This is a genomic window from Bacteroidota bacterium (genome assembly GCA_016715945.1).
Taxonomy (GTDB): domain Bacteria; phylum Bacteroidota; class Bacteroidia; order Bacteroidales; family F082; genus JALNZU01.
Genome location: JADJXJ010000001.1, coordinates 2,392,638 through 2,416,930, shown reverse-complemented (window position 1 = coordinate 2,416,930; position 24,293 = coordinate 2,392,638). Strand labels below are relative to the sequence as shown.

The following is a 24,293-nucleotide window of genomic DNA, read 5'->3' as shown; positions in this document are numbered from 1 at the left end:
CAATCAAAAAAACCATATATCATGAAGTTCAAAAACCAATACGGGTATTTCACTGACGACTACCGGGAATTTGTGATCACGAACCCCGAAACACCCCGTCCGTGGTTCAACTACATGTGGAACGAACGTTATGCCGGGCTGGTCTCGCATGGTGGCGGAGGATTCTCGTTTGTTGACACCCCCCGCGACAACCGCATCAGCCGTATGCGTTACAACTGCCAGCCCTGGGACCGCCCAGGCCGGTATGTCTTGCTGCGCGATGCCGAAACCGGAGAATACTGGTCGCTGAGCTGGGCACCCACCACCGATCGGAAGTATGACTTTTATGAAGCCCGCATCGGTCAGGGGTATACCCGAATCACTACCGAATACGAGGGTATTCGGGCTACCCTCACCTATTTTGTGCCCCGAAACACCCTGGCCGAGGTATGGTACGTGCAGCTGCAAAACCTGAGTGGCCGCCCACGCAACATCCAGGTGTTTGCTTTTCAGGAACTTATGATGGGCAATGCACTGAACGATATCATCAACCAGCCCAACGACAAGCACTTCACCGATATCCGCTTCAACCGCGAAAAGCAAACCCTTGAGGCTACCCGCCGTTATTGGGTGCTCAACAAAAAAGCCGCTACCGTGGAACAGCCCAATATCGACTGGCGCTACAAAGTCTATTTCAGCCTCAGCCTGCCTGTAGAGAGTTTTGATGGCAGCCTCGATACCTTCACAGGTCGCTGGCGCTCCGAGGCCAACCCCATAGCCGTCGAGCGCGGCAGCTGTTTCGATACCGAGATTACTGCCGGCGACCCCGTTGTGGCCCTTCAATCCCGCCTGCAGCTCGATCCGGATTCGTCTTTCTCCTTTGCAGTGCTGCTCGGGGTGGCCTCAAAAGACGACCCGGAGCCGTATCGCACACTTCAGCTCGAACAATTCCGCGACATGCATTTTGTTGAACAACAGTTTGATGCAGTCCGCAAATACTGGGACAACTACCTTGGCCATGTGCAGGTGCAAACCCCCGACGACAGCGTCAACCTGATGCTCAATGTTTGGAACCAATACCAAAGCGCCGTCACCTTCGACATGGCCCGAAACTCCGGATATTACCACGGTGGACTGCTCTTTGGCACCGGCATGCGCGATCAGTTTCAGGACATTCTGGGCATGGTGATTGTCGAACCCGCCAGGGTGCGCCAGCGCATGCTTAATGCCATGCAATTTCAGTTCAAAGATGGTTCCACACTGCACAACTTCTTCAAGCTGACCAACCATGGCGAGCGCACCCACCACAGCGATACACCTTTGTGGATATCGTTCGGGCTGGTCGAATACCTCAACGAAACCCACGATTTCAGCATACTCGACGAAGTGGTACCCTTTTACGACGAAGGCGAAGCTACCGTGCTTGAGCACATGATCCGCTCGCTCGATTTTGCCATCAGCGAATGCACCGAACGCGGCCTGCCCAGGATCAGAAAAGGCGACTGGAACGACACCCTCGACCACATCGGCCCACAGGGCAAGGGCGAAACCATTTGGGGCGCTTTCTTTTTGTGTTATGCCCTCGAAAAGACCTTTGAATTAATTAACCACCTGGGGCTCAAGGACGTATATACCCGATGGAAGTCGGCCTATGACCGCATTGCGTCGGTAGTCAACGAAATTGCCTGGGATGGTGAATGGTACGTGCGTGCTTTCCGCGATAATGGCAAGGTGGTTGGTTCGGCAACCATGCAACAAGGCAAACTCTTTCTCAACAGCCAGTCGTGGGCGGTGCTATCGGGCGTGGCCCCGCGCGAAAGGGCCGAACAGGCGCTCAACAGCTGCCTCCGGCACCTGGAAAATAAAACCGGAATGCAGCTTGTGTGGCCAGCCTATCGTGAAGTAGAAGACGATATCGGACTCATCTCGCGCTGCGTGCCGGGTAAAAAGGAAAACGGAGCAGTATTCAACCATGCCTCCTCCTGGTTTGTGCTTGCCGCCCTTATGCATGGCAAAACCGACGAAGCGCTGCGTATTTACCGAAAAATGCTCCCTGTGAACTCCTCGGCTGCGGTGGGGATCGACCGCTACGAAACCGAACCTTATGTGTTCTCGGAATATGTCACCAGCCGTGAGCACGAAACCGAAGGGCAAGCCTCACACTCCTGGCTCACAGGCACTTCCGTATGGATGTACCGCATCGGCCTCGACCACATCCTGGGCTTGCGCACCTCGCTGCGTGGCATCACCGTGAACCCCAATATCCCGGCCGACTGGAATGAAATAAAAATCAACAGAAAGTACATGGGCAAAACCATTGCCGTACATGTCCTCAATCCTGAAAGACGTGGAAAGGGAGTGAAACACCTGCGCATCAACGGAGCTGAAGCTGAACCCGGAAGCTGGATTCTCCCTTCGGATTACCTCGGCGAACGGATAGAGGTGGAGGTAGTGCTGGGCTAATCGCAAAAATCTTAACGAAAGTTATGCAACACAACGAAAAGCGTCTGCTTTTTCTGGGCGACTCCATCACCGAAGGGTTCGACCTGGCAGCCTTCTTACCGGGCATGAATGCCGTCAATCATGGCATTTCGGGCCTGAGCTCCGGCGAATTGTTCGACGCAATACGCGACGACTGGTTTTCATCAAACCCCACACATGTGTTCCTCTGCGTGGGCACCAACGATCTTGCCCGCAACATCCCCCTGGCATCCATCCTGAGCAATACCACCCGCATTGTGCACCGCATCCGGAAACATGCTCCGGAGGCCCGCATCCTGCTTACCTCACTCTTTCCCACCCTCCACAATCCGCCCCGGCCCAACAGCCTCATCCGGCAATACAACCAGCTCTTGCACACCCTGGCCATCGACCTGGATGTGGACTACTGGCATCTCTTCCCCTTTTTTACTGGCCATGACGGCCGGCTGCAACATCGCTTCACAAACGACGGCCTGCACCTCACCCCCGAGGCCTACCGCAACTGGGCCGCACTTTTGCAAATTTTGCTCTCATAATTGAAAAAAATATGAAAAGCTAAGTTTATATTTTAAATTATTTAATAATATTGAGAGGTGTTTTATATGTTTTTGAAAAATCTCCTAACCAAAAAAATTTGAAAAGATGAAAAACTTTACGCTCAAATCGCTTTGGACAGTTGCACTTGGCATTTTACTGGGGGCAACGGCATTTGCACAGACGGGTTTTGAGCCGGTGAACATACTCATCGACAAATCTGCTGCCACCGGAAACCTCCCGCCCATGATCAACAGTAATGCCAATAACCGTGGAGCCGGATTCAACGGCCAATATGTGTTTGTGGCATCCCGTCAGGATGGTAACCATGTTTATTACTGGGACATCGACAATCCTGCTGCCCCATCCGAACTCGACCTCACAGGTGTGGGTGGGGGTACCTTCACCCTGAGCGACCTTGTGGCAGTGGGCAACCATGTGTTTGTTTCCAATATGACCTTTGCCGGTGGTGAGTTCAAGGTTTACCACTGGAACAGCCTGACTGCCCAGCCTGCTGTGTTGCTGAGCTATCCCAATGCCCCAGCCCGCCTTGGCGATGCCATTTCCATCATCGGCAATCCTGAAACCAATGCCCTGCTCATTGCCAGCGGCCATGGCACCAAAAATTTTTATGTGTGGAACATTGCTGGTGGCGTTATCCCAAATCCTGATCCCACGGTTTACAACTTCCCCAACATCATGGGTGCCAACTTTGGCCGCATTACCAAAGTGATGAACGAAGAACTTTACCTGGCCAGCGGTTCTCAGTTTGGCCTGCAACTGCTTAGTCCGCAAATGGATACCCTGGCTTCGGTTCAGGCCGGTTACTTCCCCTACTGGAGCATGTATCCCTATATTTTCTATTACAATGCCAAACGCTATCTGGCCTACATCCACGTGAAAGATGCTCCTGCCGAAAACAAGCTCTATGTGCTCGACATCAGTGAAGCGCCTACCACCCTCGAAGCAGTGCAAACCATGATGAGCGTGCCCTTTGCCAACAGGGTGGTGTATGAACTTGATCTTGGTGGTAATGGCAACGGCAATGCCTCCGTAGGCCTGGATGTATTTCCGGATGCAAATGGCAATATCCTTATGATGGCTTATGCTGCTGCCAATGGCTTTGTGGCAATGAAAGTGGGCAATAACCAGGGATCCACATTTGGTCCGGTGACCACCATCATGGATAAGACCAAGGCTGGCGGCAACCTTCCGGCCATCATCAACAATGCCGGAGCAAATCGTGGTGCCACCTTCAACGGTCAGAAAGTGTTTGTTGCCTCGCGTCAGGATGGTAACCATGTGTATCACTGGGACATTGGCAATCCGAATGCCGACCCGGGCGAGTTGAACCTGACCGGTGTTGCTGGCGGCACATTTACGCTTTCCGATGCTTCCTGGGCCGGCAATAGCCTGTTTGTGTCGAATATGACCTTTTCAGGCGGCGAGTTTAAAGTGTACAAATGGGACGACCTTTCTGCAGCACCCTCTGTTTTCCTGAGCCTGCCCAATGCTCCGGCCCGTCTGGGTGACGCCTTCACAGTGCTGGGCAATCCTGCACAGCAAGCTCAGCTCATTGCCAGCGGACATGGCACCACCAACTTCTACATCTGGGATATCACCAATGGAAACATCAGCAGCACTTTTACTGAGGTTGCTGTACCCGACGTTCCTGGGGTCAACTTTGGCCGTGTGACTAAAGTTATGAATGAAGACCTGTATCTTGCAAGCGGATCGCAGTTTGGCCTGGTGCTCGTTGACGCCAACCTGCAGATTCAGGCTACCCTGGAAGCCGGTTATTTCCCCTACTGGAGCATGTACCCTCATATCTTCTACTATAACGGTAAACGTTATCTGGCCTACATCCACATCAAAGACACGCCTGCCGAAAACAAGCTCTATGTGCTCGACATCAGTCAGGCTCCAAATACCGTAGCTGCTGTGCAAACCATGATGGATGTGCCCTTTGCCGATCGTGTGGTACATGAGGTCAACCTGGGCGACAATGCCAATGGCAATGCGTCGGTTGGTCTCGATGTATTGGCTGACGAGGGGGGCAATATCTGGATGATGGCCTATGCCGCCGCAAACGGATTCATCGTGCAAAAAGTCGGCAATTTCCCGGTTGGTCTTGCGGAAAACCGTGCGGATGGAATGAGCTTCAAAATGTTTCCAAATCCTGCAAATACGCAGCTTACCATCAGCTCGGATAAGCATATCAACCACATTCAGATTCTCGACCTGGCTGGCCGGCTGCACCTCGAACTGCAGCCTGCCTCCGCAAATGTGCAAATCAACACCACCAGCCTCAAACCAGGTGTGTATATGGTACATGTGCAGGCCGAGGGCAGTGTCTCAACAAGCAAACTGTTGATAAATAGGTAATTGATAGTGAATCTTGGTTAACTGACTGCCGGCTTCTGGCCAGCAGTTTCATTTGTTTTCATGGCATGCTTCAGCCTATGATTATCCCACAACTCAGCGGTCATCCTTTCTTCTATGACATCAAACGAAACGCACGTCGCTGGCAAGCTGCATTCCAGCTTCAGCTGAGCGAGGTAACTGATGGCAGCAAGCCGGTTCATCCCACCACTGTCAGGCTTGGCATGGCAGGCGATATTTTTTGTGTGCGATTCGAATGCCAAAGCACCTCAGTGTATGCCACCCATACCCGTGCCGGCTCACCTGTCTGGGAGGAAGAAGCAGCAGAGGTGTTTCTGCAGCCACCTGATCAATCCAACATTTACTACGAAATCGACCTGAATCCGCTCAATACCCTCACCCAGCTTAAGGTGTTCAACGATGGTGCTCCGGGTGCAAGCCGCAGATACGAAGGCGATAAAAGCTGGAATTGTCCGGGTATTGAGACACGTGTCTGGATAGATGGCACCCTCAATGCCAAAGGTCAGTGCAGGCAATGGATAGCCGAAATGGCTATTCCAATAAAAAATCTTCTGTCGTCCGATGGCAGTATGGCTTCCGGTTGGCGGGCCAATTTTTTCAGAATCGACGCCGGTTTGCTGCCCTTTTCCTACCAGGCATGGCAGCCCACTGGTGCCATAGATTTTCATCGCATGGAACACTTTGTGCAGCTGGTTTTTCAGCTTTGATGCACACATCTGTCCAAAGCAAATCATTTTGAAACCCGTTTGTTGGTCAACATCAGAGAATTATACAATTTGCCCTGGCCCGTGAGGTGTCTTATCTTTGTGCCATGTCGAGCAAAAAAGAGCAGCCGAAGTTTTATGTAGTCTGGTCGGGGTTTCAACCGGGCATCTACAAAAACTGGCATGCCTGTCGCGAGCAGGTGCATGGCTACGCGGGCGCCAGGTACAAGGCTTTTCCAACACTCGAGCTTGCCCGCCAGGCATTTGCGGCTGGTCCGGAGGAGGGCCTGAAACTCGCACCGACCAAAGTTAAAACCGGCTCAATTGAGCTGTTTTCGGCCGAGGAACCCGAGGCCAATGCCATTTGCGTGGATGCCGCCTGTGCGGGCAATCCCGGCCGGATGGAGTACAAAGGGGTATATGCCGGAACCGGCACCGAAATTTTCCGCAGCCCGGTCTGGGAGGTCGGCACAAACAACATCGGGGAATTTTTAGCCATTGTGCATGCCCTGGCCTGGCAAAAGAAAAATCGGCTCAGGCTTCCGGTGTATTCCGACTCGGAACTGGCACTCAGATGGGTACAGCAAGGCAAAGCCAAGAGTAAGCTGCCGCGCAATCAGGATACGGAGCAGCTTTATGCGGTGGTTGAACGGGCGGAAAAGTGGTTAAAAGAAAACCCCATCGAGGTGCCATTGCGCAAATGGGACACTGCCCGATGGGGTCAGATACCAGCCGATTTCGGCCGGAAATAACGTGCTACTGAATGCTTAAACGGGTAACCTTCGCATTCTCAAGCAGGATGTCATAAAAATAGCCCGAACCCAGGTCTTTGTTGAGCACTACCGTGCCTTCCACTACCACCACATCGCCCACCGTGGCCATGTCCATGCTGGTCACGGTCAGGTCGAAAAACTCCTCGCTTCCGGTGCCATCCTGAATGTGGATCCAGTTGGTCCCCATGATGGCAGGATTGTATTTGGCCACCTGTCCGGTGATTTTTACTGTCTTACCAGCGAGCTGCGCTCTTTTTTGCCAGAGTTCTTCCAGGGTGATGCTGCCTTCCACAGGCCTGATATTGACTTCCTGACGCGCAAGGTGTGGGGCGCCGGCACTTTGCTGGGGCTGTGCCTGAGGCTGTTGCAACATGGCTGTGGCCGGAATGGGCATCGTACTCAGGTTGCCGACAAACAAAATGCGGTCGAAATCCATATTAAGTTCCTTACTGTGGAAATTGGTCATTTCCATCATTTCCGAGAAATAGTAAGTCTTGCCGGTTTCCACCTCATCGGCCGAAACAGCAATCCAGGTGTCTTTGCTGTCAATCTTTCCGAGAATATAGGTGTACATGGGCGTTTGCCTGACCTCTTTCACGGTGATGGCAGTATTGTTCGGATCGAGGGCATATTCCACCTTGGGTTGCTGATTGCCGCACGCAGAAAGGATCAGGGCAGAAAAGAGCAGAATAATCAGTTGTTTCATGTCTGTTTGGTATTGATAAAGTGCAGCAAAGATAGGCACTTGGCCTTTTGATTAATGGGGTTCGTGCCAACCGGTGGCCATACTCTTAAAATTGCTTGTAGGGGTTGCACCCATGGTGGAAAAGTAAATATGGATGACCATAAAGAGCGAAAGCAGAAAGCCCACAGCCGAATGCAGCAGGGCAGTGAGGTAAATACCACTCAGGTTGCCCACGCGATTGGCGATAGTTTCGGGAAAAAGCAGGGCAAGCCCGGTGATGATGATCAGGGGCAGCAGCAGGTACATGGTGCCCACATAAGTGGCCTGCTGCAGGGGGTTGAACTTGCGGTTGGCAGTCACCGGAAACGGGGCTTTCTCGCCCTTGAAATGCCCACGCACGTAATAGTCCACCTGCTGCATGATTCGCCTCGTATAACCTTCAAATACAATGCGGTAGTGTCGTCCGTTGCCTGTTGCCAGATTTCCGGCAATGAAAATCAGGTAATTAAGCGATACAATTACACCGGCAATATTGTGCAGGCGCACTGCCAGATCGAAACGAATCAAAGGCGCATCGGGGCTGGAATACTGCATGCTCAGGCCGGTGGCAATGAGCACAAGAAACATTATTGCGTTCAGGGCATGCCACAAACGCAGCCATATGGGGTATAGGTACAATCGTTCGGACATATCAGGGTTTTTTAATGCGGAAAATGATGTGAACCAGAACGCCAAGCAGGGTCATCCCGAAAAGTACGATGCTGATGATGTTGAGGTAGATATTGCGGTTGGCCCCAATCACATAAGCCTCGTTGAGGATAATGGCATTGAGGGTACCACGGCTGCGGCGCGATTCGATATTCTGGTATTTGTAAAGTGATGACATCAGCAGGGAGTTGGCCGAATGGCATTCCACGCAGCGTTTCACGGCAAGTTCTTTAGGCAGGATGTTGTGCGCCACCCACATGGTGTCTTCTGTAGCAGTATGGCATTCGATGCAACGAACGGCATTAAAATGCAGGTTGAAGTTGGGTAAAAAGGCATGGATCTGGTCGAGCGGGCGCTTCAGGCTGTCGCTCACCGTTTGAAAGCGGTCGGTATTGTTGTGGCAGCTGGCACACATATTGTTGTGATACTGCACTATTTCGGTGATCCTGAATCCGCTTCTGGTCATTGCCTTGTAGCTGTGGGGATTATGGCAGCTCCAGCAATTAAAACGTTCGGGTTGCCGCTCAAAATGCACACTTTTCTCAAACTCCACGCCAATTTCGTCAAAGTGAAAATGAGCGTAGGTGGGATCGCCCCCGTGGCAGTCGAGGCAACTGTACATAGGCTCGAACCTGAGCTCAGCCTTGTGCGGAAAGGTCTCGTAATCAGGCGAATGACAGTCGGTGCAGCGAAAATGACGGTGTACCCCCTGATAAAATGCCTCCTGATCGAACACAAAATTGGGGTTCATGGCTTTGCGCTCGATGCGGCCGGTTACGGGGTTCTCATAGGCATAAATCCTTTTCCCGTGGCAGTCGAAGCAGGTTTGGTTATCGGCCAATCCGGCCGGCTCGGCATCCATATCCACGGTAAGCTGTGCAAAGAGTGGACTGAAGCCGAGTATCAGAATTATGCCCAGCCAGGCAGTTGGTTTTGTCATAGCTCAGGTTTTGGTTCAATAGGATTCAACTCAGCCGCAAGATAAGAATTATGATAAAATCTGCGAAATAAAACCACGCCGGGGCAGCGTTATGGACTGCCCCGGTAGGTTGTAAAACAAACAGTTGATTATTTCTTGAGGCTGCGCACATAGGCCACCACAGCCCAGCGCTCTTCCTCGTCGGTTATCTTGGTTTCGTAGTTTGGCATCTCGTCCCGCCCGATGATCGACATGTAATATAATTCGCCATCGGTAACCGATCCTTGCCATTTAGCATCCGAAAAATCGCCGGGATGTGTTTTCAGGTTACGGGCTTTGGGGCCATCGCCTTTACCTATATTGCCGTGGCACGAACGGCAGTGCTTGGCATACACGTCCTTGCCGATCTTAAGTAAGTCTGCATCCACGGTGTACGGGTTTTTCTTGTTTTTGTACTCTGCCGGAATCTTCCAGGGTTCGCCTTTTTTCTGTTCCTGAGGCATAGTAAATGCGAGCAGGCCGAGTGCAAAAATCCCTGCCAATACAATCACGAGTTTTTTCATTTTAAAGTTTATTTGAGGGTTAGACATGCGAATCATTAAAAACTCCAAAGTCGCGTAATCGAGAAACCAAACATCATATCGCCTTTGGTGAAATCGTTCAGGTTATACATGGCATTGTGCTGAGGCACCAATCCGTCGGCTGATGAAACGTAGATATGAAATGCGTGGGTGCTTGTTCGGATTTCCCAGCCGATGCCCAAATTTGGTTTTGAGGGGTTGGTAAACTCGCGGTGTTCACTTATTGCCTTGATTTTCAACGGTTGATCATATTGAAACAAGATGCTCGACTGGGGTGAAAACTTCACGCGGCCATTGATGCCAACAGCAATTTTATCGTGGTCGATAAGCGAGTCGGTGGCATTGTAGTGTGTAAAGCTTGCATTTGCCTGCACCGAAAGCCAGTCGTTGAAACGACGCCCGACGATAAGCTGACTGAAGTAGGAAAAGCGATTGGCAAAGCTGTAGTTTTTGCCGAACACTTTTTCGTTGCGTCCGTCGATGGCCATTGTGCCAAATACTGCCACTGCCACAGGCACGGTGTTGCGGCGTGTTTGCTCGAGTATGGTATATTTCACCGAGAAATCGCTGTACATATTCAGCCGGGTGAGTCCGTAGCCCACCTGCAGGTTTTTGTAAGGTACATAATTAAGTCCCATACGGATATTGGCCCCGGGGGCGTAAATGCCAAAAAGGTCCGATAAGCCGTTGTTCATATTGCCAAATTTATGCTGGATGATGTATTCCAGTGTTTTTGGCGATGGGATTACAGTGGTCTGGTTATCAATCAGGTAACCGCTCTCAAAGGGGGCACGCACCGGGCGGTCTTTGGGTTTGGAAGTTTGTTCTTCCTGGGCACCCAGTTGCGCTACAAAAGCGAATGATATCAGGAGTAAAGCTGCTATTTTTTTCATGGCTGTGGGGGTTAATTGTTTTTAGCGCCTTGTTTGATCCATTCAAGAATGAGGGCAGCCTCGCTGAGGGTGAGCTTCTTCCAGTTGTGGGTGGTCGAATTTGGATGCGCAAACCAATAAATGCTGCTCTGCTCGGGGGCAGCGGTGTTCACATATGTGGGCACAATGGCGTTGTATGCGCGATCGGGTGTAAGGTCGGGCGGGGTGGCGCCGGTGCGGTGACAGGCCGTGCAGTTATTGTTGTTGCTGAAAATCGGGGCTATCTCCTCTGCGAATTTGATTTCGACGGTAGGGTCAATGATTGGTCGTTCAGGTTCGATAAACTCGTATTGGCACGAACTGAGCAATCCGGCAGCCAGCAAAACAAGGCCCGCAAATCTTGCCCTAAAATGGCTGATAAAGTGTGATCTCATACGCTCTTTTTTAATCATCAAAGGTACTTATTGTTATTTTGCGTGTCCTAACATGAAATTGAGCAGAGACCGGCAGTCCCTGCTCAATTTCTGTCACATGGTCAGGCTGCTATTGGATAGCGGCAATTGAATTTTCAAGTAGTTTTTTGGCATAGGGGAAGTTGTGGACTGCGGCACCGTTGTCGTTGCTTACCAGCTTGTAGTTGATGAATGCGCCTGCCTGTGCTGAGCTCCATGTGCCCGGAACCACGCGTTCGGTGCTTGCATTGAGCATGCCAATCTGGATCAGGCGGTCGCGGAGCTGATTTTTCAAAGCTGCAAGCTCGTCTTTTTTGGTGTTGATCAGGGTGTTCAGTGCAGCTGCATCGCTGTGGCATGAGGTGCATGAGGTGGTAATCACGGCATGGGCACCTGTGCTGGTGGTGTAACCCAGGTTCATCATGTGACCGCCGCCATCCACACCACTTGCGGTGGTAAGGTGGCAGGCCACGCAGCTTTGACTGATCATATTGACGTGGGCCGAATTGCTGTATCCTTCGCCAAACTCAAAGCCGCCTTTACCTGCAACAATGGCTGCTGCGGTGCCATAATGGGGTCCCCAGGTGGCAGCAGTGATGTTTACATCAGGTCCGCCAAGTGTGGGCATCGGGCTGGGCAAACGGGGCTGGTGGCAGGTGGCACATAGGTTACCCTTACCAAAATCGTGGCTTTGGTCAGGCTTGATCCTGAAAGTCACATTTGCAGTGGTGCTCAGCGCCCAGTCGGCAGGGGTGTAGGTGGTGTGGATGTTGTGACAGGTGTAGCAGTTTGGCGGCACAGGATTGTTGATGGTTGCAGCCGTATTTCCTTGTCCTGTCTGAATTATTTCGCGGAAACCCTGGCTGGTGTGGCAACCTGCACAAGTATTGGTATTGCGCACGAACAACCCGCCGGTGGCGTGCACCGAACGTTCCCATTGTGCTGTTACCGCAAAATTTACCTGGCTGTTGTCGTGGCACTGAATACAGCCTGCTGTGCCATCCTGACCGTCGCGACCATCGCGTCCGTCTTTGCCATCCTTGCCCGGAAGTCCCATCGGGCCTTCTTTCGTACAAGCAGCAAATGCCATGGCGCCTGCCAACAGCATCATGCCAAGTTTGAAAATCTGCTTTTTCATAAATATTAGTTTTGTTTTGGTTACATTTCCTGATCTTTCAGCCCTAGATCCGTTCCTGACCTTGAGCATTGCAATTTTAACATTGCTTTAAAAAATGTGCACCCCATTAAAAATGAACTTTTGCTGAAATAAATATGGTTTATGCAAAAAAATAAATTGATATAAATCAATAAAAAACCATAAAACACTGTATAATACGAAGTTAAAAATTTTTGTCCGAGGGACGGGAAATGCCCGGACTTGTTAAAAAAAGTTATAAGTGTTAATAATTTTTAAAACAGTTTCAGGGGTGTTTCCGGCTCAAATCACCAGGCAGAAAGAGTTCTTTTTGCAAGGTTTCAAACGATTGCATTAAATGCCGGCCAGGTGTGAAAGCACCTGATGGCCGGAGCCAGACGAGCCAAATAGTCCGACGAGTGGCCGTTGAGCTGTTTTCATGCCCTGAATCTTAAGTTTAATTGAAAACCTTCTTTGAGATAACAGGCATAATATCAGATAGTTATACATATTAGTTTGGTTGTGCCCCTGTGAAACTGCTTCCAAAAGATTCCTCACGCATGCTGATATGTAAACTTTTCCGGGGGCAGGCTATGGGGCTACTTGATTTTTGGGCTGATGCCGAAATGTTAATTTTGCCGCTGCAAAAAACAACATTCATTTTTTATGTGCGGAATAGTTTGTGTATTCGATCTGAAGTCGGACGCAGCAGCCATCAGGCCTCAGATACTCGACATGTCAAAAAAGGTGCGCCACCGTGGCCCCGACTGGTCGGGCATTTATGCCGGCGAGCGGGTCATCATGGCACACGAGCGCTTGGCCATTGTGGATCCGATTTCCGGCGGGCAGCCTCTGTATAACGAAGACAAAACAGTTGTACTCGCTGTGAATGGCGAGATATATAACCATATGGAGCTCAGGGCCGGCCTGAGCAGGCCTTACAGGTTTCGCACCCAGTCGGACTGCGAGGTGATCCTGGCGCTTTACGAAGAAAAGGGGGTAAACTTTCTCGATGACCTCAATGGCATCTTTGCTTTTGCCTTATACGACAGCCGCAATCATACCTATCTGGTAGCCCGCGACCACATTGGCATCATACCACTGTATATTGGTTGGGACAAGTTTGGAAATTTTTACACAGCTTCGGAGCTCAAGGCCCTCGAGGGGGTATGCAACCGCATCGAAAGCTTCCCTCCCGGGCATTATTACCACAGTGCCGAAGGCAAAATGGTGCGCTGGTATGCGCGCGACTGGACAGATTACGAGGCGGTAAAAGACAACGCCACCGATCTTGCGCAGCTCCGTTCAGCCCTGGAAGCGGCTGTGCACAGGCAGCTGATGTCGGATGTGCCATACGGAGTATTGCTGTCGGGTGGCCTCGATTCGTCCATCATCTCGGCCATCGCCAGCCGTTTTGCACCCAGGCGCATTGAAAGTGGTGACCAGCAAACCGCATGGTGGCCCCGGCTGCACAGCTTTGCCATCGGTCTCGAAGGCTCGCCCGACCTGGCTGCTGCCCGCAAGGTGGCCGATCACCTGGGCACGGTTCACCACGAAATCCACTACACTGTGCAGGAAGGCCTCGACGCCATACGCGATGTGATCTATCACATCGAAACCTACGACGTGACCACAGTGCGCGCTTCTACGCCCATGTATCTGATGGCCAGGGTGATCAAGTCGATGGGCATCAAGATGGTGCTCTCAGGCGAGGGAGCTGACGAAGTGTTCGGTGGTTACCTTTATTTCCACAAAGCACCTGATCCACAGGCTTTTCACGAAGAAACTGTCCGAAAACTCAGTAAACTGCATCTGTACGATTGCCTCCGTGCCAACAAATCCCTTGCAGCCTGGGGTGTGGAGGGCAGGGTGCCTTTTCTCGACAAGGAATTTCTTGATGTAGCTATGCGCCTTAACCCGGCCGACAAAAAGCCCGGCAATGGCCGCATTGAAAAATGGGTGCTTCGCAAGGCGTTCGAAGACTACCTGCCTGCCGAAGTCGCCTGGAGGCAAAAAGAGCAATTCTCCGACGGGGTAGGTTACAACTGGATCGACAGCCTGAAAAAACTGGTCAGCGAGCAGGTGAGCGACGAGCAAATGGCCAATGCCCGGTTCCGCTTTCCGGTGAACACCCCCCAAAGCAAGGAAGAATACTACTATCGCAGCATCTTCAGCGAGCACTTTCCTTCCGATACCGCCGCCGCCACCGTACCCTCAGTGCCTTCGGTGGCCTGCAGCACCCCCGAAGCCCTGGCATGGGATCCCGCCTTCCGGAAAATGATCGACCCCTCCGGCAGGGCTGTTGCCGGAGTGCATGCACAGTCGTATCAGCCGGAATAACACAGTTCTGCGAAGCTTCCGGTATTGACAATCCCTTCAACCTGCCCGGCGTGCATGGCGCAGGATGGGATTTCCATGTGCCAAAACAGTTGAAAGTCGTATCTTTGCACATTATTTCACCCTATTGAATATCAATGCCATGAAAAACAAAGGTCCTGTTTCGCAATTCATGCAGCACCATTATCGCCACTTCAATGCCGCAGCATTGATGGACGCTGCCAAAGCCTATGAGGCCCATATGGATGCCGGCGGCAAAATGATGATTACCCTGGCCGGAGCCATGAGTACTGCCGAGCTGGGGATCTCGCTGGCCGAAATGATTCGTCAGGACAAGGTGCAAATCATCTCATGCACCGGGGCCAACCTCGAGGAAGACCTCATGAACCTGGTTGCCCACAAGCACTACAAACGCGTGCCTAATTACCGCGACCTGAGTCCGCAGGACGAATGGGAATTGCTCGAACAAGGTTTCAACAGGGTGACCGATACCTGCATACCGGAAGAAGAAGCTTTCCGCCGGCTGCAAAAACATATTTTCAAGCTTTGGAAAGAAGCCGACGAAAAAGGCGAACGATACTTCCCGCATGAGTTTATGTACAAAATGCTGCTTTCGGGCGTGCTCGAACAATACTACGAAATTGACCCCAAAAACAGCTGGATGCTCGCAGCAGCCGAAAAAAACCTCCCAATTGTTGTGCCAGGCTGGGAAGACTCGACCATGGGCAACATCTTTGCCTCATATGTCATCAAAGGCGAACTGAAATCCACCACCGTGAAAAGCGGTATCGACTACATGGTTTGGCTTTCCGACTGGTATCGCCACAATTCGTCAGGCAAGGGCGTAGGCTTTTTCCAGATCGGCGGAGGCATTGCCGGCGACTTCCCGATCTGTGTGGTGCCCATGATGTATCAGGACCTGGAGTGGACCGACGTTCCTTTCTGGGCCTACTTCTGCCAGATTTCGGATTCGACCACCAGCTACGGTTCCTATTCAGGCGCCGTGCCCAATGAAAAGATCACCTGGGGCAAGCTCGATATCAACACCCCCAAGTTCATCATCGAATCCGACGCCACCATCGTCGCTCCGCTGGTGTTTGCCTGGATACTGGGCTGGTGATCCGGCCCTGGCAATCCAGAGCCAGGCTTTGAAAGGATTCCGAAACGAAGTTTTCTTCTCTTTAGTTTTGATTAACCCGCCCATTGGCAGGGGCATTTTGTAATGCCTCCACGACCATGCTTGCCGGATTGTCACTTTTACGCTTCGTCATTCCAAAACAATTTTCTGCTCAGAAAAGTTGCCGACAGGCAGCCTGCGGTCGTGCCATTTTTCGCTTACAACCATCTCCATATGGAATAAATTTGCCTGGATCAATGTTTAAATGGTTGAGTCACAAAAGCTGAGAACCCAAAAGACATCGCATATAGGTTTGGAAGATTTGCGGACATTGGACGATGGGGCGCTTGTACGCCTGATGAAGCAGGGCAGGCAGGATGCATTGGGCGAGGTGATGCGCAGGCACCGACAGCAGGTGGCACGCGTGGTCATTGGCATGTTGGGCAATACGCCTGAGGCTGACGATGTGGGGCAGGAAACTTTCATCCGGTTCTGGAACAATATGGAAGCTTACACCCATGAAGCCAAAATCTCAACTTTTCTGACAAGAATTGCTATAAATCTATCAATCAACGAGATAAGAAAAAGAAAAAGAAAACAGGAATGGATCAGCAACACAAAAGCAGAAGCCGGACGCCCGGCAGTTGACGAGTCACTCGACCAACGGTATCAGATGGAACACATCGAAGCTGCCCTGCAGCAACTCGATGAGCAGCAAAGGGCGGTAGTGGTGATGCGCCTGGTGCAGGGCTACTCCACCAGGGAAACCGCCGAAATGCTTCAGGTTCCGCTTGGAACGGTACTGTCGCGCCTCTCGCGTGCACTCGACCGATTGCGCCTGATCCTCAAAAAACACGAAGAAATATGAACCTGAACAAGACCCTTTTGAAACATCTTCTGGGCGAGCTGCCTGCATCGCGCCGCAAGGTGCTTGAGCAAAAGCTTGCCGAAGATCCGGCCTTGCGCCGGCAAAGCGCCGCCTGGCAGCGGGTCATGACCTGCCTTTTGGGCTATCAGCCCGATTTTGCAGCCGGCTTCGAACAACGTGTGTTTCAAAGGCTGGCTTCGCAGCACCTCATGGTGCTGCAAGAGCACAGGCTGTGGCTCACCATGCTGCGTTTCAGCCTCACAGCTGCCGCAGCTGTTGTGCTGCTCATCGTATGGGTGTATTTCCAGGAACAGTCGCTCAGCCTTGAGCACCTGTTGGGTCTGGCAGGCCTTAAAACCGACGACTTTGCCAACCTCCTGGCCAATTATTGATGTCAAACAACCGTTTCGTCATGCAAAGCAGATATATCATCATTCTCATCCTGACTTTTTTAGCCGGTATTGTCATAGGTGCGCTAGCCACAGGTCGCATCACCCGCAACAAGGTGGAAAAAATCAAATCGTGGAACACCCGTGAAGGTTTCCGGCAGCATTTTTTCAACATCATCGAAGCCGATGCCCGCCAGCAGGAACAAATCGGGCCGTTGCTCGATTCGTTTGGCAGCCTGCACTGGGAGCTGATGAAAAAGCACTGGGAAAACCAGAAGACCCTCTTCGACCAGATGGACAGCCTGGTGAAGCCCTATCTTGATGAGGCACAGTGGCAGCGCCTGATGGATTTCAAGGAAAAGACCCGAAAGCGCCGCGAGCAAAGGGAAGAGCAAAGGCGCAAAGATGCGTGGTTCATCCCTCCTTATCCGGTTCAACCGGGTCAGGCACCTCTACGCACCTGCCCCAAAGCCTGATGCTCACCACGAGCCACTCAGCCGCAGGCTGAACCAGCGAGGAGGTTGTATATCGCCCGGCCGGCCCATGTATTCGGTATTGCTGATGTTCTTTACCACGGCCGATATGCTGATGTTTTCTGTCAGAGCATAAGCCAGCCTCAGGTCGGCAACCATATGAGCCGTGTTGTGCGCTTGCCAATATTCGGGGAAACCCGGCAAAATGTATTGGCCCTGAATGGATTGCAAAAACACATCATCCACCCTGAGCATCTTTGAGCGGATAATCACATCCGTTCCGGCTGACCATTTACCCAGTCGTCCGTCCAAACCCACCTTCAACGTGTGGGTGCGCCGGTATTTGAGTTTGAAACCGTTGGGTTGACCGGTTTCTGGGTTGAGCTCCTGCGGGTTCAGCAGCACATAATTTAATGTAAGAGTGTGGCCGATGCGGCTTTGGTTGTTGGCCAGCAACAGTTCGGTCTCTATACCTGCCACACGCGAGGCTTCGAGGTTGTCGGCCCTGAAGCCCGTGCCAAACACTCCTGTCACCGGATCGGGGTAGATGCCAAAGATAAACTCCACCATATTGCGGTTTCGTGTCAGGAAAGCAGCCAGGTCGGCCTGACCCTGATAGCCTCCAAAGGCCAATCCCTGACGGAGTCCAAGTTCGGCGTTCCATCCTTTTTCGCTCTGAATGAACGGATTAGGAAAAATCTTGACCGATCCGAGAGTGGTAGAAGCATATTTTTCGGCTATGGACGGAAAACGGTAACCCTGACCGAAAGATGCCCTGAGGTAGGTGAACTTGCCCAGGCGGTAGTTGATCCCTGCACGAAAAAGTGGAACCAAGAAAGCATTGCTGTCGGCGGCCCCGTCCAGGCGATTGTGTTCGAGGCGCATACCGGCCACGAGTTTTAAATTTGGGTCAGGCTCGCCCTGCACCTGTGCATACACACCGGCATTGAGGCTGTTGTGGTCGCCATAGAAGTTCGATTCCACTATTCCTGCATTCACCGAGGCTCCTGCGGAAAGTTCCAGACCCCGGAACAATTGCTGCCAGTACTGATATTCGGCATAGGCCACCCAGGCCTCGCTGTTGTTCTGGGCCGATTTGGGGAAGCGGTTATCGCTGCGCTGCAGGCGTGCACGCAGGTCGTGCCGGGTTTGTTCGTTGGGGTTGTAGGACACAAAGGGGTCGAGGGCGAAGAAAGAGCTTTGAAGTTGTATGGCGGTGCTGCTGTCGTGAATGAGGGCGCCGGTGCTGGCGTTTTCCCAGAGTACAAAATCGGTTTTGCGTGTGAAGCCCCCATTGAGGGCCACACCGTAGCGCAGTCCGTCGATTGTTTTGTCGAAGTGTTTCAGTTTGAGGTTCAGCCGCAATGCGTTGTCGTCGTTGCGCTTGCGGTAACCTGGATCGGTCAGGGCATTCAGTCCGAATCCTATGTCGGTTCCACCTGATTTGCGCAGGTGGTTAAAACCGGCGGTGGAGGTGAGGCGTGGGCCTGTCCACCATTTCCAGGCTTTGTTTCTTGGGCTGTCGTACAAACCAGTTTCGGCATATGCCCTGGTTTGGGGGATGTTGGTGGCATCGGCGGTGCGGAAATTGATTACCCCGTTGAGGGCAGCCGAGCCATAGGCCACGCTCGAGGCGCCTTTGATGATTTCCACCTGGCTGATGTTGTCCAAGGGCAGGAACTGCCACCGGATGTTTCCGGCATCGGCCGAAATGATGGGGAGGCCGTCGAGCAGGGCAAGCACCCGGCTTCCGGCGCCATAGGCAAATCCGCTGCCTCCGCGCATGGAGGCCTGTCCGTCGAGGATTTCCAGGCCTGGAGCTTTGTTCATCAGTTCCTGGGCATTGCTGATGTGGCGGCCACCCACCGCCGATGGTTTGATCACACTCATCGAAACGGTGAGTTCGGCAGCCTTCTGTTCGATGCGGCTGGCAGTAACCACCACCTGCTCGATTTCAATGATGTCGGGCTCCAGCGCAACATTGAGCCGGATGGTGTCGCCACTTCTGACCACAACGTTCTTCGACTGACTTTTGTAGCCAACCATGCGGAAAAGCAGGCTGTGGGTTCCGGGCTCCAGCTTCAGGGTATAATGCCCGGAGGCATCGCTTACGGTGCCGGTGTTTTTGCGTACCACATTCACACCGGGCAGACTTTCGCCAGTAACCCTGTCGTTCACCTTACCGGTGATTACCCCCATCGGCTGTGCCAGCGAGGTCAGAGGAAGCAGCAACATTGCGAGCAGCCGGCGCATGAGCTATCTGGCTTTAAATGTCATGCGGATCTTCATGTCCGTATTGGGCACCTCTGGGTGAGGATAGGCGGTGGTAATCTTGAGCGACTGTTTGGTGAGCTCTACTATATTGGCCAGCAAGGGAATAGGAAGCGAGTCGGTTTTGATTTCCAGGGCCGTACGGTTGTTCGTAAAGCGCCAGGTGCCGCTATATTGGCCAAAGGTGCCCGTAGCATCGCGGTTGAAACGGGCTTCGCCCTTGAACTTGTGCAGGATCTGACCCGGCTGACTGGCATCCTGACCATCCACCAGCAGGCTGTCGGTTTGCCAGCTCTGTCCGGTGATGATCTCAAAACGGTCGTCATCGCCCGATTTGCTGCACGAAGCCGCCAGGGCCAGCAAAGCTACTATGGCAAAAAACAGCAGGTTTCGTTTCATTGGGGTATAATTTGGAATTTGGCAAATATACGGGCAAACATTCACAAAAATCAATATGTGCTGAGGCTTGCACTTCCTGCCCCGGAAGCGCCCTGTCCAATGCCCGGATTGCGACAATCAATGCATGCTTTTGCTTACTTTTGCCGGCAGAATAAAATGTCCGAAGGCATGAAAATCAGGATTGTCAACCATTCAACCAACCCTCTCCCGGCTTACGAAACTGCGCATGCCGCAGGGATGGATCTGCGGGCAAAGCTCGACAAGCCGGTGTTGTTGCAGCCCGGACAGCGGGGTTTGATACCTACCGGCCTTTTTCTGGAGATCCCCGAGGGTTTCGAAGCCCAGGTGCGTCCGCGCAGCGGTCTGGCCATCCGTCATGGCATTACAGTGCTCAACAGCCCGGGCACCATTGATGCCGACTACAGGGGCGAGGTCAATGTCATCCTGATCAACCTGGGCGATCAGCCCTTCGAGATTTCACACGGCGACCGCATTGCCCAGCTGATTGTGGCCAGGCACGAAAAAGTGCAGTGGGAAGCTGCCGATGAACTCAGCAACACCGAACGCGGTCAGGGAGGCTTCGGACATACCGGAAAATAAATACCAAACAATTGAACTTATGAACATCATCATTCCAATGGCAGGCATGGGCAAGCGACTACGGCCGCATACCCTCACCACCCCAAAGCCCTTGCTCCCTGTGGCAGGTAAGCCTATCGTGCAACGACTGGTGGAAGATATTGCTGCCGTGGTGCAGGAACCCATCGAAAAAATCGGCTTTGTGATCGGAAATTTCGGCCACGAAACCGAAGAAAAGCTGCTTCAGATCGCAGCCTCGGTGGGTGCACAGGGCAGCATCCACTATCAGCTCGAAGCGCTGGGTACTGCCCATGCTATCCTGTGTGCCGAACCACTGCTCACAGGCAAGGTACTGGTGGCCTATGCCGACACGCTGTTCAGGGCAAGTTTTCAGCTCGACGACGACAAGGAAGGCGCCATCTGGGTGAAACAGGTCGAAAATCCCCAGCAGTTCGGCGTGGTCAAACTGGATGAGAACGGCACCATCGAAGGTTTCTACGAAAAGCCCAAATCCTTTGTCTCCGACCTGGCCATCATCGGCATCTATTATTTCCGCGACGGCGAATACCTGCGCAGCGAACTGCAGTACCTGCTCGATCAGAAGATCACCACCGGAGGGGAATACGGAATCACGGATGCCCTGCAAAACATGATGAAAAAAGGCACCCGTTTCAGTACCGAAAGCGTGGATGCCTGGCTCGACTGTGGCAATAAAGACGCCACGGTGGACACCAACCGCGAAGTGCTCCATCACCTCAAAGACAATGAGGAGCTCATATCCCCACAGGCCGACCTGGACGAGGCCATCATCATCGAGCCTTGCTTTATCGACAAAGACGTTGTGATCACCAACAGCGTCATCGGGCCATATGTTTCCATAGGGCAGGGCAGTGTGATTCTCAATTCGGTGGTGCGCAACAGCATCATCCAATCGCATGCCCGGATCGAAAACAAGCACCTGGAAAACAGCATGATAGGCAACCATGCCCGGCTCTCCGGCCGGTTTGATGTGTATAGCCTGGGCGACTACAATGAACTGACCGACTAAACGTTACATCTAAAAATCTAGTCATTGAATAAGTACACCATATTTCTTTTCTTCTGGTTGATTTTCGGTTTGCTTGCCTGCACCTCGCCACGTAAGGCAGCGCGCAGCGCAGCAGAAAAAACCCGTGCCGACAGCATCGACTTTGCCCGGCAGAGGCAGAATGCCATGCTTTTTTCGGATGGATTGCGCGAAAAGATTGTCGGGCAGCCCGAGCGGGCCATCGCCCGGTTCGAACTTGCTTTGAAAGCCTATCCGGCTGACCATGCCAGCATGTTTGAGCTCTCGGAATTGTATTTTCGGAAGGGCCGCACCGACGAAGCCCTCCAGATGGCCCGGCAGGCCGCAGCCCTCGACCCTTCAAACGAATGGTATCTGCTCCGATTGGCACAGCTGTGCAAAATGACAGCCCGCTACGACGAGATGCTCCAAACCTGGCACCAGCTCATCCGCCTGAAACCTCAGCGACAGGAGTATTACGCCGAGCTGGCTCAGGCCTATGTGGCCATGGGACGCCTGCCCGAAGCCCTGGAAGTGCTCGACCAGCTGGAAACCATTGCAGGTACGGGCGAGGAAATAAGCATGCAAAAGTTCAACCTGCACCTGCTCAACAACGATGCTACCTCAGCGATCAAAGAAGTTGAAAAACTTGCTGCGGCCTTTCCGTTCGAAACGCGATATCAGGCCATGCTGGCCGATATGTACCTCAAAAACGGTGACACGGCTGCTGCGCTTAGGCAATACGAAAAACTGCGTGAGATCAATCCCGACGATCCCAATGTGATCATGTCGCTGGCCGAGTTTTACAAGGATCAGGGCGATGAGGAAAAAGCATTTCAGATGCTGCTCGAAGCCTTTGGTAGTCCTGCGCTCGACATAGAGACCAAAGTGCAGGTGATGATGCTTTGGTTTCAGGGGGCAGGTTTTTCGGAAGAGCTCAACGAGAAAGCCGAACAGGTTGCGCAAACCTTGCTGGCCACGCATCCCGAAAGTCCGCGCGGCCATCAGCTGCTCGGCGATGTTTACCTGCGGCGCAACGAGATGGAGAAAGCCCGTGAGCAGTTCGAAAAAGCCGTCGAAATGGAGCCGGGCAACTATGCAGCCTGGGAAACCCTGCTGTTTACCGATATCCAGCTCAGCGATTACCACACCCTGGGTGTGCACGCCACAAAGGCATTGGGCTATTTTCCCGAACAGCCGCTGCTCTACCTTTTCGATGGTTATGCCAAATACCAGAAGGGCAGCTACGAAGCGGCGCTGCGGGCATTCGAAACCGGACGACGCCTGGTGGTGAACAACGACCGCCTGCTGGCCGAATTTTTCAGCAGCATAGGCGATACCCAGCACAAACTCAAAAACCATGAGGCTTCCGATGCCGCATACGAAAAAGCCCTGACAATCAATCCGGCCAATGCCACCGTGCTCAACAACTATGCCTATTATCTGTCGTTGAGAAAGCAGAAACTCGACAAGGCCAAAGAGATGTCGGCACGCTCGCTCGAGCTTCAGCCCGATAATGCCTCATTTTTAGACACTTATGCCTGGGTGCTTTATCAGCTTGGTCAGTATGAGCAGGCGCTGGAATATATTTTAAAAGCGCTGAAAGCCTCCGAAAAACCCAACGCCACCCTGTTAGAGCACCATGGTGATATCCTTTACAAACTCGGCCGGCGCGAAGAAGCCTGGAAGCAATGGAAAGAAGCCCGCAATGCCGGCGAGGGTTCCGAATTTCTCGAGCGAAAGGCCAGGGAGGGAAAGCTCTATGAATAGGCGGTTGTGGTGGCTTGTCCTGGTGCCGGCCATGCTGCTGCTGGTTTCGTCGTGCCGCAGTACCCGCAAGCTGATGAAAGACCCGTTGAAAGAATTTGGCGAGGCCTATCTGCTCGACCGCATGAAGGAGGCCCAACTGGAATACGAATGGTTTTCAAGCAGATTGAATATCTCAGTAACCGACGATCGCCGAAACACCACCGAACTGCGTGGACAGCTGCGCATCCGGCGCGACAGCGCCATCTGGATCAGCCTGACACCCATGCTCAACATTGAGGCAGCCAGGCTGCTCATCACCCCCGATTCGGTAAAACTGATCAACAGGCTCGACAAAACCTATTACAACGACGACTTTAGCCTGATCAACTCCATGTTTTCCTCCTCTGCCGACTATTACCTGCTGCAGTCGTTGCTCACAGGCAACGACCTGGTGAACTACGAAACCGAAAACTTCAGGGCTGCTATCGACAGCCGGGAATACAGACTTTCGAGCACCGGCAGGGCAAAAAAGAAGCGTTATCTGCGGCGCAGCGACCAACAGCAGATCCTGGTGCACAACATCTGGCTCGATCCGGAAACCTACAAAATTACCCGCATCAACCTCCGCGAAATAGGTGAAGACACACAGCGCCTTCAGGCTATCTACGATGCTTTTGAGAAATCAGGCGACCGTGTGCTGCCTACACAACTGGTTTTCGAAGTCAATGCATCCCGTAAAATGGAGATCAAAATCACCTATCAGCGCCCGGAACTGGATGTGCCTCAACCCATGCCCTTCAGAATACCCGACAACTTCACCAAAATGAAGTAACTTTACCT

The 24,293-nt window shown here is 52.5% G+C and carries 23 protein-coding genes; 14 read left to right on the top strand and 9 right to left on the bottom strand.

Features of this window, described 5'->3' with window-relative positions:
- Positions 1 to 21 precede the first annotated feature (21 nt).
- From IPM52_09495 to IPM52_09475, 5 genes are all read left to right on the top strand, one after another.
- Positions 22 to 2,442, top strand: coding sequence for a glycosyl transferase family 36 (locus tag IPM52_09495; GenBank protein MBK9291844.1), 2,421 nt, complete (start codon positions 22 to 24; stop codon positions 2,440 to 2,442).
- Between the two features lie 23 nt (positions 2,443 to 2,465).
- Positions 2,466 to 2,996, top strand: a complete 531-nt coding sequence (locus tag IPM52_09490; GenBank protein ID MBK9291843.1) for a hypothetical protein — start codon at positions 2,466 to 2,468, stop codon at positions 2,994 to 2,996.
- Between the two features lie 106 nt (positions 2,997 to 3,102).
- Positions 3,103 to 5,379 carry a DUF4623 domain-containing protein gene (locus tag IPM52_09485; GenBank protein MBK9291842.1) on the top strand — a complete coding sequence of 759 codons (2,277 nt, stop codon included), beginning with the start codon at positions 3,103 to 3,105 and terminating at the stop codon, positions 5,377 to 5,379.
- A 77-nt stretch (positions 5,380 to 5,456) separates the two neighbouring features.
- Positions 5,457 to 6,104 (top strand): carbohydrate-binding family 9-like protein, encoded by a 648-nt coding sequence (locus IPM52_09480; protein MBK9291841.1) that lies wholly within the window; start codon positions 5,457 to 5,459, stop codon positions 6,102 to 6,104.
- 104 nt (positions 6,105 to 6,208) lie between these two features.
- Positions 6,209 to 6,853 carry a ribonuclease H family protein gene (locus IPM52_09475; protein MBK9291840.1) on the top strand — a complete coding sequence of 215 codons (645 nt, stop codon included), beginning with the start codon at positions 6,209 to 6,211 and terminating at the stop codon, positions 6,851 to 6,853.
- 4 nt (positions 6,854 to 6,857) lie between these two features.
- Here IPM52_09475 and IPM52_09470 read toward each other — a convergent pair whose 3' ends face one another.
- The 7 genes from IPM52_09470 to IPM52_09440 all read right to left on the bottom strand — a co-directional run bounded on the left by IPM52_09470 (position 6,858) and on the right by IPM52_09440 (position 12,229).
- Entirely contained in the window at positions 6,858 to 7,580 is a 723-nt protein-coding gene (locus IPM52_09470; GenBank protein ID MBK9291839.1) for an SH3-like domain-containing protein, read from the bottom strand.
- A gap of 51 nt (positions 7,581 to 7,631) precedes the next feature.
- Positions 7,632 to 8,249 (bottom strand): cytochrome b/b6 domain-containing protein, encoded by a 618-nt coding sequence (locus IPM52_09465; protein ID MBK9291838.1) that lies wholly within the window; start codon positions 8,247 to 8,249, stop codon positions 7,632 to 7,634.
- A gap of 1 nt (position 8,250) precedes the next feature.
- Complete coding sequence (locus IPM52_09460; GenBank protein MBK9291837.1) at positions 8,251 to 9,207, bottom strand: cytochrome c3 family protein; 957 nt, start codon at positions 9,205 to 9,207, stop codon at positions 8,251 to 8,253.
- 128 nt (positions 9,208 to 9,335) lie between these two features.
- A complete protein-coding gene (locus IPM52_09455; GenBank protein MBK9291836.1) occupies positions 9,336 to 9,749 on the bottom strand; it encodes a cytochrome c in 414 nt (137 codons plus the stop codon).
- A 35-nt stretch (positions 9,750 to 9,784) separates the two neighbouring features.
- Positions 9,785 to 10,660: a hypothetical protein gene (locus IPM52_09450; GenBank protein MBK9291835.1), complete on the bottom strand. Its 876-nt coding sequence runs from the start codon at positions 10,658 to 10,660 to the stop codon at positions 9,785 to 9,787.
- An 11-nt stretch (positions 10,661 to 10,671) separates the two neighbouring features.
- A complete protein-coding gene (locus IPM52_09445) occupies positions 10,672 to 11,073 on the bottom strand; it encodes a hypothetical protein (protein ID MBK9291834.1) in 402 nt (133 codons plus the stop codon).
- Between the two features lie 109 nt (positions 11,074 to 11,182).
- Positions 11,183 to 12,229, bottom strand: coding sequence for a hypothetical protein (locus IPM52_09440; GenBank protein ID MBK9291833.1), 1,047 nt, complete (start codon positions 12,227 to 12,229; stop codon positions 11,183 to 11,185).
- 663 nt (positions 12,230 to 12,892) lie between these two features.
- Between IPM52_09440 and asnB the strand changes: the two genes are divergently transcribed.
- The 5 genes from asnB (at position 12,893) to IPM52_09415 (ending at position 17,413) form a co-directional block, all read left to right on the top strand.
- Entirely contained in the window at positions 12,893 to 14,566 is a 1,674-nt protein-coding gene (gene asnB, locus IPM52_09435; GenBank protein ID MBK9291832.1) for an asparagine synthase B, read from the top strand.
- Positions 14,567 to 14,705: 139 nt separating this feature from the next.
- Positions 14,706 to 15,683 (top strand): deoxyhypusine synthase family protein, encoded by a 978-nt coding sequence (locus tag IPM52_09430; protein MBK9291831.1) that lies wholly within the window; start codon positions 14,706 to 14,708, stop codon positions 15,681 to 15,683.
- Positions 15,684 to 15,993: 310 nt separating this feature from the next.
- Entirely contained in the window at positions 15,994 to 16,548 is a 555-nt protein-coding gene (locus tag IPM52_09425; GenBank protein ID MBK9291830.1) for an RNA polymerase sigma factor, read from the top strand.
- A complete protein-coding gene (locus IPM52_09420) occupies positions 16,545 to 16,940 on the top strand; it encodes a hypothetical protein (GenBank protein MBK9291829.1) in 396 nt (131 codons plus the stop codon). The genes IPM52_09425 and IPM52_09420 overlap by 4 nt, the downstream gene beginning before the upstream one ends.
- 20 nt (positions 16,941 to 16,960) lie before the next feature.
- Positions 16,961 to 17,413: a hypothetical protein gene (locus IPM52_09415; protein ID MBK9291828.1), complete on the top strand. Its 453-nt coding sequence runs from the start codon at positions 16,961 to 16,963 to the stop codon at positions 17,411 to 17,413.
- A gap of 3 nt (positions 17,414 to 17,416) precedes the next feature.
- Here the strand turns inward: IPM52_09415 and IPM52_09410 are convergent, their stop codons facing one another.
- Both IPM52_09410 and IPM52_09405 read right to left on the bottom strand, forming a co-directional pair.
- The gene (locus IPM52_09410; GenBank protein MBK9291827.1) at positions 17,417 to 19,663 is read right to left on the bottom strand and encodes a TonB-dependent receptor; all 2,247 of its coding nucleotides are present in this window, start codon (positions 19,661 to 19,663) and stop codon (positions 17,417 to 17,419) included.
- A gap of 3 nt (positions 19,664 to 19,666) precedes the next feature.
- Positions 19,667 to 20,080, bottom strand: a complete 414-nt coding sequence (locus IPM52_09405; protein ID MBK9291826.1) for a hypothetical protein — start codon at positions 20,078 to 20,080, stop codon at positions 19,667 to 19,669.
- A 168-nt stretch (positions 20,081 to 20,248) separates the two neighbouring features.
- On the opposite strand from IPM52_09405, the gene dut reads away from it, so the two are divergent.
- Genes dut through IPM52_09385 form a run of 4 tightly spaced genes read left to right on the top strand, consistent with a single transcriptional unit; the run spans position 20,249 to position 24,285 of the window.
- The gene (gene dut / locus IPM52_09400) at positions 20,249 to 20,680 is read left to right on the top strand and encodes a dUTP diphosphatase (protein ID MBK9291825.1); all 432 of its coding nucleotides are present in this window, start codon (positions 20,249 to 20,251) and stop codon (positions 20,678 to 20,680) included.
- 19 nt (positions 20,681 to 20,699) lie between these two features.
- Positions 20,700 to 21,707, top strand: a complete 1,008-nt coding sequence (locus IPM52_09395; protein ID MBK9291824.1) for a nucleotidyltransferase — start codon at positions 20,700 to 20,702, stop codon at positions 21,705 to 21,707.
- A 24-nt stretch (positions 21,708 to 21,731) separates the two neighbouring features.
- Positions 21,732 to 23,474 carry a tetratricopeptide repeat protein gene (locus IPM52_09390; GenBank protein ID MBK9291823.1) on the top strand — a complete coding sequence of 581 codons (1,743 nt, stop codon included), beginning with the start codon at positions 21,732 to 21,734 and terminating at the stop codon, positions 23,472 to 23,474.
- The gene (locus IPM52_09385; GenBank protein MBK9291822.1) at positions 23,467 to 24,285 is read left to right on the top strand and encodes a DUF4292 domain-containing protein; all 819 of its coding nucleotides are present in this window, start codon (positions 23,467 to 23,469) and stop codon (positions 24,283 to 24,285) included. The genes IPM52_09390 and IPM52_09385 overlap by 8 nt, the downstream gene beginning before the upstream one ends.
- The last annotated feature ends 8 nt before the right edge of the window (positions 24,286 to 24,293 follow it).

Excerpts from the sequence above, each read along its gene's own strand:
- IPM52_09495 (MBK9291844.1), top strand. The coding sequence starts at position 22 with ATGAAGTTCAAAAACCAATACGGGTATTTCACTGACGACTACCGGGAA.
- IPM52_09490 (MBK9291843.1), top strand. The coding sequence starts at position 2,466 with ATGCAACACAACGAAAAGCGTCTGCTTTTTCTGGGCGACTCCATCACC.
- IPM52_09485 (MBK9291842.1), top strand. The coding sequence starts at position 3,103 with ATGAAAAACTTTACGCTCAAATCGCTTTGGACAGTTGCACTTGGCATT.
- IPM52_09480 (MBK9291841.1), top strand. The coding sequence starts at position 5,457 with ATGATTATCCCACAACTCAGCGGTCATCCTTTCTTCTATGACATCAAA.
- IPM52_09475 (MBK9291840.1), top strand. The coding sequence starts at position 6,209 with ATGTCGAGCAAAAAAGAGCAGCCGAAGTTTTATGTAGTCTGGTCGGGG.
- IPM52_09470 (MBK9291839.1), bottom strand. The coding sequence starts at position 7,580 with ATGAAACAACTGATTATTCTGCTCTTTTCTGCCCTGATCCTTTCTGCG.
- IPM52_09465 (MBK9291838.1), bottom strand. The coding sequence starts at position 8,249 with ATGTCCGAACGATTGTACCTATACCCCATATGGCTGCGTTTGTGGCAT.
- IPM52_09460 (MBK9291837.1), bottom strand. The coding sequence starts at position 9,207 with ATGACAAAACCAACTGCCTGGCTGGGCATAATTCTGATACTCGGCTTC.
- IPM52_09455 (MBK9291836.1), bottom strand. The coding sequence starts at position 9,749 with ATGAAAAAACTCGTGATTGTATTGGCAGGGATTTTTGCACTCGGCCTG.
- IPM52_09450 (MBK9291835.1), bottom strand. The coding sequence starts at position 10,660 with ATGAAAAAAATAGCAGCTTTACTCCTGATATCATTCGCTTTTGTAGCG.
- IPM52_09445 (MBK9291834.1), bottom strand. The coding sequence starts at position 11,073 with ATGAGATCACACTTTATCAGCCATTTTAGGGCAAGATTTGCGGGCCTT.
- IPM52_09440 (MBK9291833.1), bottom strand. The coding sequence starts at position 12,229 with ATGAAAAAGCAGATTTTCAAACTTGGCATGATGCTGTTGGCAGGCGCC.
- asnB (MBK9291832.1), top strand. The coding sequence starts at position 12,893 with ATGTGCGGAATAGTTTGTGTATTCGATCTGAAGTCGGACGCAGCAGCC.
- IPM52_09430 (MBK9291831.1), top strand. The coding sequence starts at position 14,706 with ATGAAAAACAAAGGTCCTGTTTCGCAATTCATGCAGCACCATTATCGC.
- IPM52_09420 (MBK9291829.1), top strand. The coding sequence starts at position 16,545 with ATGAACCTGAACAAGACCCTTTTGAAACATCTTCTGGGCGAGCTGCCT.
- IPM52_09415 (MBK9291828.1), top strand. The coding sequence starts at position 16,961 with ATGCAAAGCAGATATATCATCATTCTCATCCTGACTTTTTTAGCCGGT.
- IPM52_09410 (MBK9291827.1), bottom strand. The coding sequence starts at position 19,663 with ATGCGCCGGCTGCTCGCAATGTTGCTGCTTCCTCTGACCTCGCTGGCA.
- IPM52_09405 (MBK9291826.1), bottom strand. The coding sequence starts at position 20,080 with ATGAAACGAAACCTGCTGTTTTTTGCCATAGTAGCTTTGCTGGCCCTG.
- dut (MBK9291825.1), top strand. The coding sequence starts at position 20,249 with ATGAAAATCAGGATTGTCAACCATTCAACCAACCCTCTCCCGGCTTAC.
- IPM52_09395 (MBK9291824.1), top strand. The coding sequence starts at position 20,700 with ATGAACATCATCATTCCAATGGCAGGCATGGGCAAGCGACTACGGCCG.
- IPM52_09385 (MBK9291822.1), top strand. The coding sequence starts at position 23,467 with ATGAATAGGCGGTTGTGGTGGCTTGTCCTGGTGCCGGCCATGCTGCTG.